The organism is Acinetobacter sp. ANC_7654 (genome assembly GCF_056779855.1).
Genome location: NZ_JBWYIR010000002.1, coordinates 234,432 through 247,566 on the forward strand (window position 1 = coordinate 234,432; position 13,135 = coordinate 247,566).

The following is a 13,135-nucleotide window of genomic DNA, read 5'->3' on the forward strand; positions in this document are numbered from 1 at the left end:
AAATTTAAAAATCTGGGGGGAATATGCGTGATCAAGGTCGTCTAGTTGAATGGTTTGATGAAAAAGGCTATGGATTTATTCAACCCAATGATTCATCCAAAGATCGCGTTTTCCTTCACATTAAAGATTTTGCCAAACCAGGCCCAAGACCGATTCCAGGTTGTGCTTTGGAGTATATCGTTCAATTGGATGGTCAAGGTCGATTTAAAGCGAAACAAGTAACATACTTAAAAGCGACTCAGGCAAAAAAAGTAAAAACGAAGCCGCGTCATTCACCAGTTACTCAACAAAAAATGCAACCGATGCAAGTGGCGATTATTGCTTATATCTTAACGCTTGCTATATTAGTCCTATTAGGGCTATTGAGTATGATGGTGGTGTTGGTCATTTTATTGATGAACCTGATCACCTATGGCTTATATGCACACGATAAAGCGGCGGCTCAACAGGGGAGTCAACGTGTACCAGAAAATACATTACATGTGGTTTCTCTATTAGGTGGATGGCCGAGTGCTTGGCTTGCTCAGCAACGCTTGCGTCATAAAACACAAAAACAACCATTTCGAAAAATTTATTTCTGTACTATAGCGTTTAATATACTGATTATTTTATGGATAATTTCACCATTTAATGGTTTGAAATTATAAAGCCTCAAAAAAATTAAAAAGGTGACTTTATGAATTATACAGCTGATCAAGATCCAAACCGCAGCTTAACGATTTTACTTTACATCCTGTATATCATCGCTATTTTTTCAGCAGGTATTTTGGCGGTTATTGCGCTAATTATTAACTATTGGAAACGATCAAAGGTACAGGGCTCAATTTTTGAAAGTCATTTTACTTGGCAAATTCGTACTTTTTGGTGGTATTTAATTTGGAATATCATCGCGTTCCTGCCGTTTTTGTTCTTATTCTTCACGGGTGACAATCCTAATGCCTTTGCTGGTGTAGCACTGGGTGCAACAACATTCTGTATCGCAGTGATTGGTTTGTCATGGGTTTGGATTGTTTATCGTGCGATCAAAGGAATTATTAAGGTCAATGATAACGAGCCAATGTATCAATAATTAAAACTCATGAATGGGGTGGTGTCATGATTATTGAGCATGTTCATTTAAATATCAAAATGAACCAGAGTGAGGCATTCGAAAATGCTTTTAAATTAGCTAAAGACATTATTTCACCAATGAAGGGGCTAAATGCGGTTCAGCTGATTAAAAATACGAATAATGAACATGCTTATATTTTACTGATTTACTGGAACAAACTTGAAGATCATACGGAAGGTTTTAGGCAGTCAGAGGCGTATTTAAAATGGAAGGAACTCTTGCATCCCTTTTATGCGCCTATGCCTGAAGTGCAGTATTTTCAACCATGTATGATGTTAAAGCTAAAAGAGCCCCAGTAAGCTTATTCTTTCTTCTTAAATTTTGGTCTCCACTCACTGGTAATTACACCGAGCACAACCAACACGCCACCTAAAATTGAGAGCATAGCTAAACGCTCACCTGCTAATCTCCCAATCAAAGCCGCCCAAACAGGTTCGCCAGAATAAATAATGGCAGCCTGTGAAGGATCAACCACGCGTTGAGCCCAGTTCATGACTAACTGAATGATTGCACTTGCAAGTCCTAAACCTCCAATAATCGCAACGAAGATCCAGTTAAACTCAGGAAGATGTGTTTCACCCACCAATGGTGCCATTAGAAAACAAATTAACGATGCAAAAATGAGCTGTAATATCGTCACTCGGCGTAAATTGACTCGAGGCGCAAAGTAACTAATGAGAATAATTTCAAGTGCAATCGCAATTGATCCTATCAAGGTAATGATCTGACCAAATTCAAGCCGAATAGCACCAAACCCATTTCCTGTTAAGAACACTAAACCTACAAAGGCAAGTCCTGCACCCATCCATGTCATGACATGTGGCCTTTTTTTAAAGAGCAACCACAATAAGATGGGAACTAACGGCACATAAAGTGCTGTCAAAAATGCAGACTCGCTACTGGTGATGGTCTGTAAGCCAATGGTTTGGGTTCCATAACCAATCGCAATCACTGTTCCAATGCAAAATCCTGCCCAAATATCTTTGGCACTAAAATTTTTACAATATTGAAGTGAGATGAGACCAACAGCCAGCGCAGCTGCTGCAAATCGAAAGGCAACGAAAAGCACTGGTGTGCTGAAGCTCAATCCATATTTGACTGTAATGAAACTGGCACCCCAAATCATCGTAATTGCAATAAGGGCAAGTTGTGGTGTTTTGGTTTTGAGGGTAGGAGATAAATTCAACATATTTTTTAAGTAAGAAAAAAGAGGTCCTAAGACCTCTTTAGAAACATGCGCTATTAGAGCGCTTGTTCATCAAGTAATAATTGAGCTTCACGAAGATTTAAAGTGCCTTCATAAATTGCACGACCAGTAATCGCACCTAAAATACCAGGCTGACCTTTTAAGTTGCGAACGTCGTCAAGATTGGTCACACCGCCTGAAGCGATCACAGGTAAACCTGAATAAGTCGCAAGATTAACTGTTTGTTCGATATTCACACCTTGCATCATGCCATCACGTGCAATATCGGTATACACGATACTAGATACACCAGCATCTGCAAAGCGTTTAGCTAAATCAGTTGCTTTCACGTCAGTTACATTTGCCCAGCCGTCAGTTGCGACCATGCCATTGATTGCATCAATACCGACAATGATGTGACCTGCGAATTTTCTACAAGCTTCCTCAACAAACTCAGGTTCTTTGACTGCTTTTGTACCAATAATGACGAATGATACACCTGCATCTAAGTAGTGTTCGATGGTTTCAAGAGAACGGATGCCACCACCAATTTGAATTGGCAGTTCAGGTTGTGCTTTTGCAATCGCTTCCACAACAGGTTTGTGAATAGGTGTACCAGCGAAAGCACCATTTAGATCAACTAAATGTAAACGGCGAGCGCCAGCGTCTACCCAATGTTGTGCTGTTGCCACAGGATCATCAGAGAAAACGGTATCGTCTTCCATACGACCTTGTTTTAAACGGACACATTTACCATCTTTAAGGTCAATTGCAGGGATAATCAGCATGCTTTCGCTCCTTGCCAGTATTCTGGAGTTTATTCGCAGCAATCTTAGCAAAGAAACATCAAATGAGCGAAGTAACAATGAAAAAAAACCGTCAGAACAATGTTGACGGTTTTTAATACGAACTTTGAATTAAATGTATGGTGTTGTATCTAAGTTAGAGATTAGATCAAAGCTAGTTGGTGTGATATTGGTTGGGATTGCACCTAAAGCATTTGTGATCTCTCCCGTGAATCCTACAAGATCACCCACGACAGGAATCGATGACAGAGCATCTGTTACAGGTGCTAAATCATCCAATAAATTATCTAATGTTCCTGAGACATCTCCTAATGTTCCTGTGACACTGCCTAAAGGATCATCAATGAGACCAGTCACGAGATCAAGAGGTTTGGTACTTGCGACATAATCTCCCGTTTCACTCACGAATCCCAAAAGATTTGAAGAAGTTTCTCCGACAACATCTACGACAGCACCTAAACCTGGCACTTGGCTTAGCAGGTCGGTCACGGGATCGGCTAAACCAGCGACCTCACCTACAACATTTGAAACATCTTTGATGGTTTGGCCTACAGTTGCAGTAGTGCCATTCAATGCAGTATTAATGCCCCCTAATAGATCTCCTTTCGAAAAATCATCAGCGATAGCGTGTAAGCCTCCACTTAAATTTCCTAATAAATTATTTTCAAGATTGAGTACCGATTCCACTGTATCTCCGATCAGTGGCAATTCTGTTAACTTATCCGTTAATGGTTTGGTCAGCGTCCCTACTGTGTCAACAACGGTATCTACAACTGTCGTTACGGTTTCTAGAATAAAACCAACTGCTTTCGTAATTCCCTGTAAAGCAAGGCTTAGAACGCCACTGATTTTTCCAGTAAAAAGTTTAAACATGTGCAGATTGCTCCAAAATATATGTGGTTAGTGTTGGATCTGTGTTGTTTCAGCAAGTTCATAATTAACAAAGAAAAAAATTTCAGACAAATCGAAAAAAAACAATATAAGTGGAATAATTTTGAAGATATGCCGTAAAAACAGCAACTTAATACAACACAAGGGTAATGTTTAAAAATGTTAACAAAATCAATTATTTATTGTGGTTTATTTTGGTGCTTGATAGAATAAATGTACACTTATAATGCATGAATATTATCGAGTCGCATGGTGTAAATACCTAAAATGCCAACTTGTTCGATTCGTTGATTGATTTTGTGAATTTTGTGTATTTTTTTAATGATTAAAATTGGTGCTCATTGTCTTTACATAAGTTAACAATTAATCATTGGGTCAAATTATTTTTCTTTTTTAATTCAAACTGAGTAATGAGAAAAATTAGATCACACTTTTATTTGTGAATTATCAATATTGAAAATAATTTAAATTTCATCTGATTTGTTTGGCAATATTAGACTCAACTGCATAGGCTTAATGTTAAATTGAAACTGCAGACAGTGAATAAGATTTGGACAGAAGCGATGGCAGTTCAAGAAGATGATTTATTTAGCGAAGGTGCTAAAAAACTTAGAAAATTGATCAAAGAGAAAAACATTAAACCGACTGATGTGGTGAATGCATTGGGAGTCTCTAAGGAAACGCTGTCGAAATGGGTGCAAGAGTCAACTCCTGCCAATGCTCAACATCTAGTTGAATTAGCGAAAGTACTGAGTGCTGCAGAACGATGGGTTTCAGACGCTAAAGATGGTAAAAAATCAGAAAGTTTTAAACAGTATCCTTTGAAGGATGAGTTGGCTTTAAAAGATGCAACGCCAGAACAATTAATTTCAGAACTTAAAAGTCGTTATGCTGCGCTGAATCTAAAAGCAGAAATTAAAGTAACTGTTGAGCCAATTGAAGGTGGCTTTGTCGTAAAAGATATTTAGAGTAAAGTCTGAAAAAAAGCTCACTGAAAACAGTGAGCTTTATTATGGCTTTAAATTTTCCACTCTACAAAATTTTTCAACAACTGTAAGCCAGCTGTATGACTTTTTTCTGGATGGAACTGCGTAGCAAACAAATTATCTTTATGGATTGCGGTGCAGAATTCCAAACCGTAGTTACATGTCGCAGCAATGATCTCAGATTGTTTCGGTTCAACATAGAAACTATGTACGAAATAGAAACGAGCATCTTGATCAATGTTGTTCCACATTGGATGGCTTGGATCTGCTTGGTGTACCTGATTCCAACCCATATGGGGAACTTTTAAACCTTCAATATCTGGAAAGCGTTTAACAGCACCATCAAAAATGCCTAATGCATCTGCACCACCATTTTCTTCAGAGTGTTGCAGCAGAGCTTGCATGCCGACACAAATCGCAAGGACAGGCTTGTTGAAAACGGCATTGCGTACAACCTCGTCAATGCCAGCCTCGTGCATACCTTGCATGCAATCACGCATTGCACCAACGCCTGGGAACACAATTTTATCTGCTTGAGCAATCAGCTTAGGATCATTGGTCACATCAACGGTTGCACCAACATGCTCAAGTGCTTTTGCTGCTGAGTGAAGATTTCCCATGCCATAATCAAGAAGGGCAATACGGGTCATTACAAAGTACCTTTGGTTGAAGCTACAGTATTTTCTGCACGTGGATCTACTTCACAAGCCATACGAAGTGCTCGTGCAAATGCTTTAAATACACTTTCAATTTGGTGATGGCTATTTTTACCTTTCAAATTGTCTATGTGGAGTGTCATTAATGCGTGATTCACAAAGCCTTGGAAAAACTCAGAGAATAGGTCGACATCAAAAGTACCAATGCGCGCGCGCGTAAATGGAATGTCCATCCATAAGCCAGGGCGGCCTGATAGGTCAACAACGACACGACTCAAGGACTCATCAAGTGGTGCATAGAAGTGACCATAGCGACGCAAACCTTTTTTGTCACCTAAAGCCTGTGCAAATGCCTGACCAAGGGTAATACCACAGTCTTCTACTGTATGGTGATCATCAATTTCTAAATCGCCGTCGCAATGAATATCGATATCAAATAAACCATGACGCTTGATTTGGTCGATCATATGGTCTAAAAATGGAACACCTGTATTGAGGGTGCCTTGACCAGTACCATCAAGATTCACGCGAACACGAATTTTGGTTTCGTTTGTGTTTCTTACCACTTCACTGATACGTTGCGTCATAGACACGTTCCTCAAAAACGTTAAAAATGATGAATGTAGATTTTCGATGTCACGAAAGTGACAGCATATTAGATTGCTCAGGAGGGTTAATCAATGCCTATAACCGTACATGCAATAACTTCGCTTGATAATGTTGAAGTTCGTGAACAGCTTGAGCGCTTATATGACACCAGTCCAGAATTTAGTGACGGACAAGATGCCATTGAACAACTTGAGCAAAACTTAGCTCAGTATACCTTACTTTACACGGCAGAATTTAATACAAAGATCATTGGGGCCATTTGGTCAACTGGACAAGGTGAAAGTCGAACGCTTGAAAATATCGTAGTTCATCCGGCTAACCGTGGACGTGGTGTCGCAGAGCGCTTAGTGAGTGAAGCATGTCGAATGGAAGAAGAGAAAGGCGTTAATCATTTTGAGCCTGGATGTGGTGCAATACATCGTTGTTTAAGTAGTTTGGAAAAAATTTAAAACTATTGTTCGATTTTAAATATTAAAAGTCAGTCAATACTGGCTTTTTTATTGGATTTGTATGTATTTACATCGAATAATCTAAATGTTGTTTTAAAAACATCCATTTGTTTAAATATCCCAAAAACTTGCTTGACTATATCGAGATGAAACTGTTTAATACGCGACATCGGCGTGATAGCTCAGTTGGTAGAGCAACGGATTGAAAATCCGTGTGTCCCCAGTTCGATCCTGGGTCTCGCCACCATATTCTTTTAAGAATTTGTATTTTCAATCTCTGATCCCATCAGAGATTTTTTTTGGGTAAAATTTACTCGAACAAATAAAAAATGCATGATTTTTATTGACTATTGAGCTCAGTTACGGCTTAATACACCCCATCGGCGTGATAGCTCAGTTGGTAGAGCAACGGATTGAAAATCCGTGTGTCCCCAGTTCGATCCTGGGTCTCGCCACCATATTCGAAAAATCCTCAACAATGTTGAGGATTTTTTTGCTTATAAAATAATACAAAATGAATCGAAGTCATGCATCATCCATTTTTTTTGATGTGCTAAGGTTGATTTCTCGATCAAATTCAGAATAAAAAATGAAAGACCTATTTTCTGATCAAAGTGAGCTTTATCAACAAGCTCGTCCAAGTTATCCACAAAGTGTGATTGACGAAATCTTCAAATATGTTCAGAACTATGAAATGGCTTGGGATTGCGGGGCAGGTTCAGGACAATTCACCCGCTTATTGGCTCCGCATTTTAATCAAGTCATTGCAGCGGATATAAGCGCAGCACAACTTCAGCAAGCCCCAGCAATAGATAATGTAATTTACCGAATTGATAATGCTGAACATAGCAATTTTAAAGCACAATGTTTTGACCTGATTACAGTTGCCCAAGCCATTCATTGGTTTGACTTCGAGTTATTTTTTCAAGAGGTCTATCGAACACTGAAGCCCCAGGGTGTCTTTGCAGTGATTGGATATGGGCTTATTGAAGTGGAGAATGAGGAGCTTCAAAGCTGTATTGAAAAGCTATATCACCAAGTATTGAAAACATATTGGGAGAGTGAGCGTCACTATATTGATCTGAAATATCAAACGATTCCATTTCCTTTTGAAGAAATCCCGACCTGTGAGCAGCACATGCATTGTAAATGGCGGATTGATCAATTGATTGATTATTTAAATACATGGTCAGCTTTAAAGAAATATCTTAAACAAAATACGCAAGCCAATAATCAGGCGACACAAATCTTAAATCAGATGAGCCAATATGCCTTAACTTTGAATAATGATACCGGTCATAAATTTAATATTCGATTCCCAATATTTTTACGGATCGGTAAATTGATAAATGCTCCTGTTTTATAAAATTTCTTAATGGTCGTGAATGAGTCTTTTAGCAAGGCATACAACTTCTTTTTCGTCATATCCCAATTGTTCATAAAAGTTTTGAATATCAATAAATTCTTTTTGCACTAAAAGCTGAACTTCTGGACAACCAAGTGCAATCAATCTTTTTTCCAAATGTTGAATCAACGCTGTAGCAACACCATTCCGTTGATGATTGGGATGTACCGCGAGGTAATTGATCCACCCGCGATGACCGTCGTAACCACCCATTAATGTTGCGATAATGAACTGATCTTTCACAGCCACCAAGAATAAGTCATCTTTTTGTGCAGCCTTCCTAAAAATATCAATTTCCGGATTATTCCATGGTCGTGTTAGATCACATCTTTCCCAGAGTTGAATGATGTCTTCTAAGTCAGTCTCAATATAAGGACGAATGATAAACATGATGCGCTCAAATGGTGGTTAATTTTAATACAGAGATTAGCCTACTCTGATGAAATTGATAACTCATAATCATCTTATGTGTCTATTTTCTGCTTTACATTTATGCAGTCTTTTTTAGATAGCAAGATAAATATCAATAAAAAAGATTTGTCTGTGACGTGAGTCTAACAACTCTTGTTAAGTAAATGATATTTAAGATAAATGGTAGTTGTGTTTGGCTGAAATGTTTTTAAAGATGGCTTTTATTACGTTCAGTGAGAGCGATGGGGAATGAGACAATTTAAGCAAGTTTTGTGGGGAATCTGTGCTTGGGGTCTTTCGAGTATGAGTTGGGCGGCACATCCTAACAATGGGCATTTTAAATTACTGCCAGACGATCAGTTAAGTTTGGTCAATGCTTTAGGTATTGAGGAATCTCAAATTCGTGAAATTACATCTTTTAAATCTCAGGATTTAAACCATTTAGAAAATTTTGTGAGTGATAGAAAAAGGATTCATTATATAAAGGATGAAGAGCAACCTTTTAAAGCGCTTATGGACTTAACATCTATGAACTCTTTACAATTCAATGGACAGGTTTTGGAGCAGCGGTTTGATCTTCAAAATCGGCAGATTTACATTAAATTTGGCCCAATTCGTGTTGACCGAATGGAGATGCAGTTAAATATGGATGGAGTTTACCAATTAGGTCATATTTTAAATCCACCACAAGCACTTCTTTCGTCAGCTAAATTTTGACTCCATTGATATTTATTTGATGTCCCATAAAAAAGGACCTCTATTACGCAGATTCTTTTGGGATTAAAGCCTGTGCACACCTTCTGTGTTTTTCTTGCCTAATTTTTAAAGTAACGCATAAAAAAGAATCCCCAAAGATGGGGATTCTTTTTAGATTAAAGCCTACGCGGACTTCGTCCTTATCTTACGTAAAAAAGAAAAGCAGTGCTTTCTTTTTTACTCAGGCTTTAGGCCTTCAGCTTTTTCTAAAGTTTCATCATTGTTGAAGAACTTTTCACGTTGTTCTTCAAGAAATTTCTTTGCATCAGCTTCAAAGACATTTAAACGTTTTTCATTGATTAAAGTAGTTTGATGCTTTAACCATTCGCCCCATGCTTGCTTAGAAACACTATCAAATAGTTCCTGACCTTTAGGACCAGGGAATGGTGCAAAATCCAAACCTTCCATTTCTTTTTGATACTTACGGCAAAATACTTGGCGAGACATATCAATACTCCAAAAATATAATCAGAAATTAAGCGTAAAGAGCTTCTAAACGCGCATGAGCACGCTCAATTGCTGCTTCAACTTGAGCAGGTGCTGTTCCACCGATGTGGTTACGTGCATTGACAGAAGCTTCTAAAGTTAATGCTTTTTCAAAGACGTCAGCTTGAATTAAATCAGAGAATTGTTGAAGTTGTTCAAGCGTAAGTTCTGATAAATCCTTACCTTCTTGTACGCCAAGCGCAACTGCTTTACCGACGATTTCATGTGCATCGCGGAATGCAACACCATTTTTCACTAAGTAATCAGCAAGGTCGGTTGCTGTTGAGAAACCACGCAGCGCAGCTTCGCGCATTTCAGGAATATTTGGAACAAGTGCAGGAATCATGTCTGCGAAAGCCATCAAAGAGCCTCGAACTGTATCGATAGCATCAAATAGTGGTTCTTTATCTTCTTGGTTGTCTTTGTTATATGCCAAAGGTTGACCTTTCATGAGGGTAAGTAGACTCATTAAGTCGCCATATACACGGCCTGTTTTACCACGAACAAGTTCAGGTACATCAGGATTTTTCTTCTGAGGCATAATCGAAGAGCCTGTGCAGAAGCGGTCAGGAATATTCACAAACTTGAATTGTGCAGATGTCCAAAGAATTAATTCTTCAGACATGCGAGATAAGTGCATCATGATGAGTGATGCCGCAGCATTAAACTCAATACCAAAATCACGATCAGATACAGCATCTAATGAGTTTTCTGCAACTGCTTCAAATCCTAAAAGTTCTGCTGTATAAGCACGATCGATTGGATAAGTGGTACCTGCAAGCGCAGCAGAACCTAAAGGCATGCGATTCACGCGTTTACGGCAGTCAATCAGACGTTCTGAGTCACGTACCAGCATTTCAAACCATGCCATTAAATGATGTCCAAACGTCACAGGTTGTGCAGTTTGAAGATGTGTAAAGCCAGGCATGATTGTATTTGTATTTTTAGCAGCCAAGCCTAGAATGCCTTTTTGCAGTTTTTGTAATAACCCTAAGATGGCATCAATTTCATCACGTACATACAAGCGAATATCCGTTGCTACTTGGTCATTACGGCTACGACCTGTATGTAATTTCTTACCTGTAATCCCAATGCGTTGTGTTAATCGAGATTCAATGTTCATGTGAACATCTTCTAAATCAATACGCCATTCGAAGTTGCCAGCTTCAATATCCGCTTTAATTGCGGTTAAGCCTGCGATGATATCATCACGCTCTTGTTCAGTGAGTACACCGACTTTTGCCAGCATCGTTGCATGTGCGATTGAACCTGCAATATCTTGTTTATAAAAGCGTTGGTCAAATTGGACAGATGCTGTAAATTCAGCGACAAAGGCATCAGTTGCTTCGGAAAAACGACCGCCCCACATACCTGAAGTTTGGGCTTGTGACGGATTAGAGGAATTAGAAGATGTGGTCATGTCGGCTCAGTAAAAGAAAAAGCAGTAATTTTGCATCCAGTATAACAAATTCAAATCAAGATGCCGAAGTCTTGCCTATGGATAATTCTTCAAAAGATAAACAAGAATTTATCGACGCCAATTTCTTTGTACGTATTGGGCAATGGCAATATTTTGCAGAGTTATTTATTGCCAGTATTTTTTTGGCGTTATTGCTGTGCCTAGCAGAGTCACAGTCTTGGTCAAATTTACAGACATCACAAGTGATCAAGTATGTGCTTTATATCAATTGGGTGGTATTGGTCTTTATTGCCGTAATTGATTTATTTAGGGCGTTTTGGCAAAAACTAACCACTTGGCAGTCTGCGATTTATACATTTGCACTATTAGAACTCATTATCCTATTCACTACTTGTAGTTTGAATTTTCTGTTTTTTTGGGGGAGTAACTTTTCTTTACAAAAATTTTCATGGTTACTTTTATTTGATCATGTGATTTTACATATGAGCTATGGCGTATTGTTGATCACTTTTTGTTTACGATATATCTATGTTCGGGGTGAGTGGTTAAAGCAGCAACAAGGTGAATTGAATGCTCGAATTCAAGCCATGCAAGCAAGAATACATCCACACTTTCTTTTTAATAGTTTAAATAGTGTGGTGAGTCTGATTGGGAGTGATCCAGATAAAGCAGAGCAAATGCTCATCGATCTTTCAAGGTTGTTTAGAGCAAGCTTTCAAGAGCTGAAAATTGTCACATTAAAAGAAGAAATCCAATTGTGTGAACATTATTTGGCGGTTGAAAAGCTAAGGTTGGGTTCGAGATTAAATGTGGAATGGAATATCTTGCAACCAGAGCAGTTGGGCCAAGCAAGTATTCCTTTTTTAACTTTACAGCCTTTAATTGAGAATAGTATCTTTCATGGGGTGGAGAAAAAGTTAATTGATGCAAAGATTGTCATATTGGTTGAAATATTACAAAATCAAGTCACTATAGTCATTACTAACCCTTATATAGCCGATAAAATGGCCAATAGGGAGGGGAATGGTATTGCGATAGAAAACGTGAAACAGCGTTTGAAAGCACACTATGGGTATACGGTACAGTTTAGGAGTCATGCAGGTAATGGAATTTACACGACTGTAGTCCAGTACCAATATAAATAAAATCAAGTTAATACATTAAAATAAGCAACGTTAACTTGAGCAAGGAGGAACAATGGACATCCTAATTTGTGATGATGAGCCACTCGCGGTTGAGCGCTTATCTCGCTTGGTCACTCAATTGGGGCATCAAGTTGTTGCAACTGCGCACCATGGAAAAGAAGCTTTGACCTTAGTGCAACAATATGAGCCTGATGTAATTTTACTTGACATCCAAATGCCTGAAATGGATGGTTTGACATGTGCTCAGCATCTTTCACAGCTAAACCCTATGCCCGCCATTGTTTTTTGCACGGCCTATGATGAGCATGCTTTGACTGCGATTCAGGCACAAGCGAAAGGCTATTTATTAAAACCGATTATCAAATCAGAATTAGAAAATACACTGAATAATTTAACTAAACTTACTCAAGCTCAAATGTCAAATATAGAACAAAAAGAAAATATGGAAGAAAAACATCAGCGTCAGCAAATCGCTGCGAAAACCTATCGTGGTCTTGAACTCATTCCTATAGAAAATATTTACTATTTTCTGGCTGATCAGAAATACGTAACAGTACGACACAAAAACGGCAGTGTGTTGATTGATGAGACTTTAAAAGATCTAGAGCGTGAGTTTTCAAATAAATTTATACGAATTCATCGAAATGCGCTGATTGCATTGGATTATTTGGATGGATTGGAGTTGGTTGCTTCAGGCCAGTATCAAGTTCGTTGTCGTGAACTTGAAGAGAAATTGGCGGTCAGTCGCCGTCACTTACCTTTGCTTAGAGAAAGAATGCAAAATATTTAGTTGCCTAAAATTATAGACATTGCCGAAC

Annotated in this window: 17 protein-coding genes and 2 tRNA genes; 11 read left to right on the forward strand and 8 right to left on the reverse strand. The window is 38.5% G+C overall.

The genetic code is table 11. From position 1 onward, the window contains the following. The first annotated feature begins 23 nt into the window (after positions 1-23). Genes AC1M86_RS03295 through AC1M86_RS03305 form a run of 3 tightly spaced genes read left to right on the forward strand, consistent with a single transcriptional unit; the run spans position 24 to position 1,410 of the window. Positions 24-647 (forward strand): DUF1294 domain-containing protein, encoded by a 624-nt coding sequence (locus AC1M86_RS03295; RefSeq protein WP_481607232.1) that lies wholly within the window; start codon positions 24-26, stop codon positions 645-647. Positions 648-676: 29 nt separating this feature from the next. Then, entirely contained in the window at positions 677-1,069 is a 393-nt protein-coding gene (locus AC1M86_RS03300; RefSeq protein WP_035267567.1) for a DUF4870 family protein, read from the forward strand. 26 nt (positions 1,070-1,095) lie between these two features. Next, positions 1,096-1,410: an antibiotic biosynthesis monooxygenase family protein gene (locus tag AC1M86_RS03305; RefSeq protein ID WP_481592862.1), complete on the forward strand. Its 315-nt coding sequence runs from the start codon at positions 1,096-1,098 to the stop codon at positions 1,408-1,410. A 2-nt stretch (positions 1,411-1,412) separates the two neighbouring features. On the opposite strand, the gene AC1M86_RS03310 is transcribed toward AC1M86_RS03305, so the two are convergent. From AC1M86_RS03310 to AC1M86_RS03320, 3 genes are all read right to left on the reverse strand, one after another. Beyond that, positions 1,413-2,300: a DMT family transporter gene (locus AC1M86_RS03310; RefSeq protein WP_481607233.1), complete on the reverse strand. Its 888-nt coding sequence runs from the start codon at positions 2,298-2,300 to the stop codon at positions 1,413-1,415. 53 nt (positions 2,301-2,353) lie between these two features. Beyond that, positions 2,354-3,085 carry a 1-(5-phosphoribosyl)-5-[(5-phosphoribosylamino)methylideneamino]imidazole-4-carboxamide isomerase gene (gene hisA, locus AC1M86_RS03315; RefSeq protein ID WP_035267561.1) on the reverse strand — a complete coding sequence of 244 codons (732 nt, stop codon included), beginning with the start codon at positions 3,083-3,085 and terminating at the stop codon, positions 2,354-2,356. Between the two features lie 129 nt (positions 3,086-3,214). Next, entirely contained in the window at positions 3,215-3,976 is a 762-nt protein-coding gene (locus tag AC1M86_RS03320; protein ID WP_481595774.1) for a hypothetical protein, read from the reverse strand. Between the two features lie 557 nt (positions 3,977-4,533). Here AC1M86_RS03320 and AC1M86_RS03325 point away from each other — a divergent pair. Then, a complete protein-coding gene (locus tag AC1M86_RS03325) occupies positions 4,534-4,962 on the forward strand; it encodes a helix-turn-helix domain-containing protein (RefSeq protein ID WP_228133253.1) in 429 nt (142 codons plus the stop codon). 50 nt (positions 4,963-5,012) lie between these two features. Here AC1M86_RS03325 and hisH read toward each other — a convergent pair whose 3' ends face one another. Beyond that, entirely contained in the window at positions 5,013-5,630 is a 618-nt protein-coding gene (gene hisH / locus AC1M86_RS03330) for an imidazole glycerol phosphate synthase subunit HisH (protein ID WP_035267559.1), read from the reverse strand. Continuing rightward, complete coding sequence (gene hisB, locus AC1M86_RS03335; RefSeq protein ID WP_035267557.1) at positions 5,630-6,223, reverse strand: imidazoleglycerol-phosphate dehydratase HisB; 594 nt, start codon at positions 6,221-6,223, stop codon at positions 5,630-5,632. The genes hisH and hisB overlap by 1 nt, the downstream gene beginning before the upstream one ends. 93 nt (positions 6,224-6,316) lie before the next feature. Between hisB and AC1M86_RS03340 the strand changes: the two genes are divergently transcribed. The 4 genes from AC1M86_RS03340 (at position 6,317) to AC1M86_RS03355 (ending at position 8,060) form a co-directional block, all read left to right on the forward strand. Further along, a complete protein-coding gene (locus AC1M86_RS03340; RefSeq protein ID WP_035267556.1) occupies positions 6,317-6,694 on the forward strand; it encodes a GNAT family N-acetyltransferase in 378 nt (125 codons plus the stop codon). A 171-nt stretch (positions 6,695-6,865) separates the two neighbouring features. Beyond that, positions 6,866-6,941: transfer RNA gene (locus AC1M86_RS03345), tRNA-Phe, on the forward strand. Between the two features lie 135 nt (positions 6,942-7,076). After that, a tRNA-Phe gene (locus AC1M86_RS03350) sits at positions 7,077-7,152 on the forward strand. A gap of 131 nt (positions 7,153-7,283) precedes the next feature. Then, on the forward strand, positions 7,284-8,060 hold the full coding sequence (locus AC1M86_RS03355; protein ID WP_481607234.1) for a class I SAM-dependent methyltransferase: 777 nt from the start codon (positions 7,284-7,286) through the stop codon (positions 8,058-8,060). Positions 8,061-8,066: 6 nt separating this feature from the next. Here the strand turns inward: AC1M86_RS03355 and AC1M86_RS03360 are convergent, their stop codons facing one another. Then, positions 8,067-8,489, reverse strand: coding sequence for a GNAT family acetyltransferase (locus AC1M86_RS03360; protein ID WP_179999046.1), 423 nt, complete (start codon positions 8,487-8,489; stop codon positions 8,067-8,069). Between the two features lie 324 nt (positions 8,490-8,813). Between AC1M86_RS03360 and AC1M86_RS03365 the strand changes: the two genes are divergently transcribed. Beyond that, positions 8,814-9,227, forward strand: coding sequence for a hypothetical protein (locus tag AC1M86_RS03365; RefSeq protein ID WP_481586832.1), 414 nt, complete (start codon positions 8,814-8,816; stop codon positions 9,225-9,227). 216 nt (positions 9,228-9,443) lie between these two features. Here the strand turns inward: AC1M86_RS03365 and AC1M86_RS03370 are convergent, their stop codons facing one another. Both AC1M86_RS03370 and argH read right to left on the reverse strand, forming a co-directional pair. Next, positions 9,444-9,713 carry an oxidative damage protection protein gene (locus tag AC1M86_RS03370; protein WP_035267550.1) on the reverse strand — a complete coding sequence of 90 codons (270 nt, stop codon included), beginning with the start codon at positions 9,711-9,713 and terminating at the stop codon, positions 9,444-9,446. Positions 9,714-9,741: 28 nt separating this feature from the next. Beyond that, positions 9,742-11,172 (reverse strand): argininosuccinate lyase, encoded by a 1,431-nt coding sequence (argH, locus tag AC1M86_RS03375; RefSeq protein WP_179999042.1) that lies wholly within the window; start codon positions 11,170-11,172, stop codon positions 9,742-9,744. On the opposite strand from argH, the gene AC1M86_RS03380 reads away from it, so the two are divergent. Both AC1M86_RS03380 and AC1M86_RS03385 read left to right on the forward strand, forming a co-directional pair. Continuing rightward, positions 11,163-12,317 (forward strand): sensor histidine kinase, encoded by a 1,155-nt coding sequence (locus AC1M86_RS03380; protein ID WP_481597211.1) that lies wholly within the window; start codon positions 11,163-11,165, stop codon positions 12,315-12,317. The genes argH and AC1M86_RS03380 overlap by 10 nt on opposite strands. A gap of 52 nt (positions 12,318-12,369) precedes the next feature. Next, entirely contained in the window at positions 12,370-13,107 is a 738-nt protein-coding gene (locus AC1M86_RS03385; RefSeq protein WP_481595778.1) for a LytR/AlgR family response regulator transcription factor, read from the forward strand. The last annotated feature ends 28 nt before the right edge of the window (positions 13,108-13,135 follow it).

What these genes read in the sequence shown, in the direction of transcription:
- hisH (WP_035267559.1), bottom strand. Translation starts at nt 5,630, where the DNA reads ATGACCCGTATTGCCCTTCTTGATTATGGCATGGGAAATCTTCACTCA.
- hisA (WP_035267561.1), bottom strand. Translation starts at nt 3,085, where the DNA reads ATGCTGATTATCCCTGCAATTGACCTTAAAGATGGTAAATGTGTCCGT.
- AC1M86_RS03295 (WP_481607232.1), top strand. Translation starts at nt 24, where the DNA reads ATGCGTGATCAAGGTCGTCTAGTTGAATGGTTTGATGAAAAAGGCTAT.
- AC1M86_RS03355 (WP_481607234.1), top strand. Translation starts at nt 7,284, where the DNA reads ATGAAAGACCTATTTTCTGATCAAAGTGAGCTTTATCAACAAGCTCGT.
- AC1M86_RS03385 (WP_481595778.1), top strand. Translation starts at nt 12,370, where the DNA reads ATGGACATCCTAATTTGTGATGATGAGCCACTCGCGGTTGAGCGCTTA.
- AC1M86_RS03380 (WP_481597211.1), top strand. Translation starts at nt 11,163, where the DNA reads ATGTGGTCATGTCGGCTCAGTAAAAGAAAAAGCAGTAATTTTGCATCC.
- AC1M86_RS03360 (WP_179999046.1), bottom strand. Translation starts at nt 8,489, where the DNA reads ATGTTTATCATTCGTCCTTATATTGAGACTGACTTAGAAGACATCATT.
- AC1M86_RS03370 (WP_035267550.1), bottom strand. Translation starts at nt 9,713, where the DNA reads ATGTCTCGCCAAGTATTTTGCCGTAAGTATCAAAAAGAAATGGAAGGT.
- AC1M86_RS03310 (WP_481607233.1), bottom strand. Translation starts at nt 2,300, where the DNA reads ATGTTGAATTTATCTCCTACCCTCAAAACCAAAACACCACAACTTGCC.
- AC1M86_RS03340 (WP_035267556.1), top strand. Translation starts at nt 6,317, where the DNA reads ATGCCTATAACCGTACATGCAATAACTTCGCTTGATAATGTTGAAGTT.
- AC1M86_RS03305 (WP_481592862.1), top strand. Translation starts at nt 1,096, where the DNA reads ATGATTATTGAGCATGTTCATTTAAATATCAAAATGAACCAGAGTGAG.
- AC1M86_RS03300 (WP_035267567.1), top strand. Translation starts at nt 677, where the DNA reads ATGAATTATACAGCTGATCAAGATCCAAACCGCAGCTTAACGATTTTA.
- hisB (WP_035267557.1), bottom strand. Translation starts at nt 6,223, where the DNA reads ATGACGCAACGTATCAGTGAAGTGGTAAGAAACACAAACGAAACCAAA.
- argH (WP_179999042.1), bottom strand. Translation starts at nt 11,172, where the DNA reads ATGACCACATCTTCTAATTCCTCTAATCCGTCACAAGCCCAAACTTCA.
- AC1M86_RS03320 (WP_481595774.1), bottom strand. Translation starts at nt 3,976, where the DNA reads ATGTTTAAACTTTTTACTGGAAAAATCAGTGGCGTTCTAAGCCTTGCT.
- AC1M86_RS03365 (WP_481586832.1), top strand. Translation starts at nt 8,814, where the DNA reads ATGAGTTGGGCGGCACATCCTAACAATGGGCATTTTAAATTACTGCCA.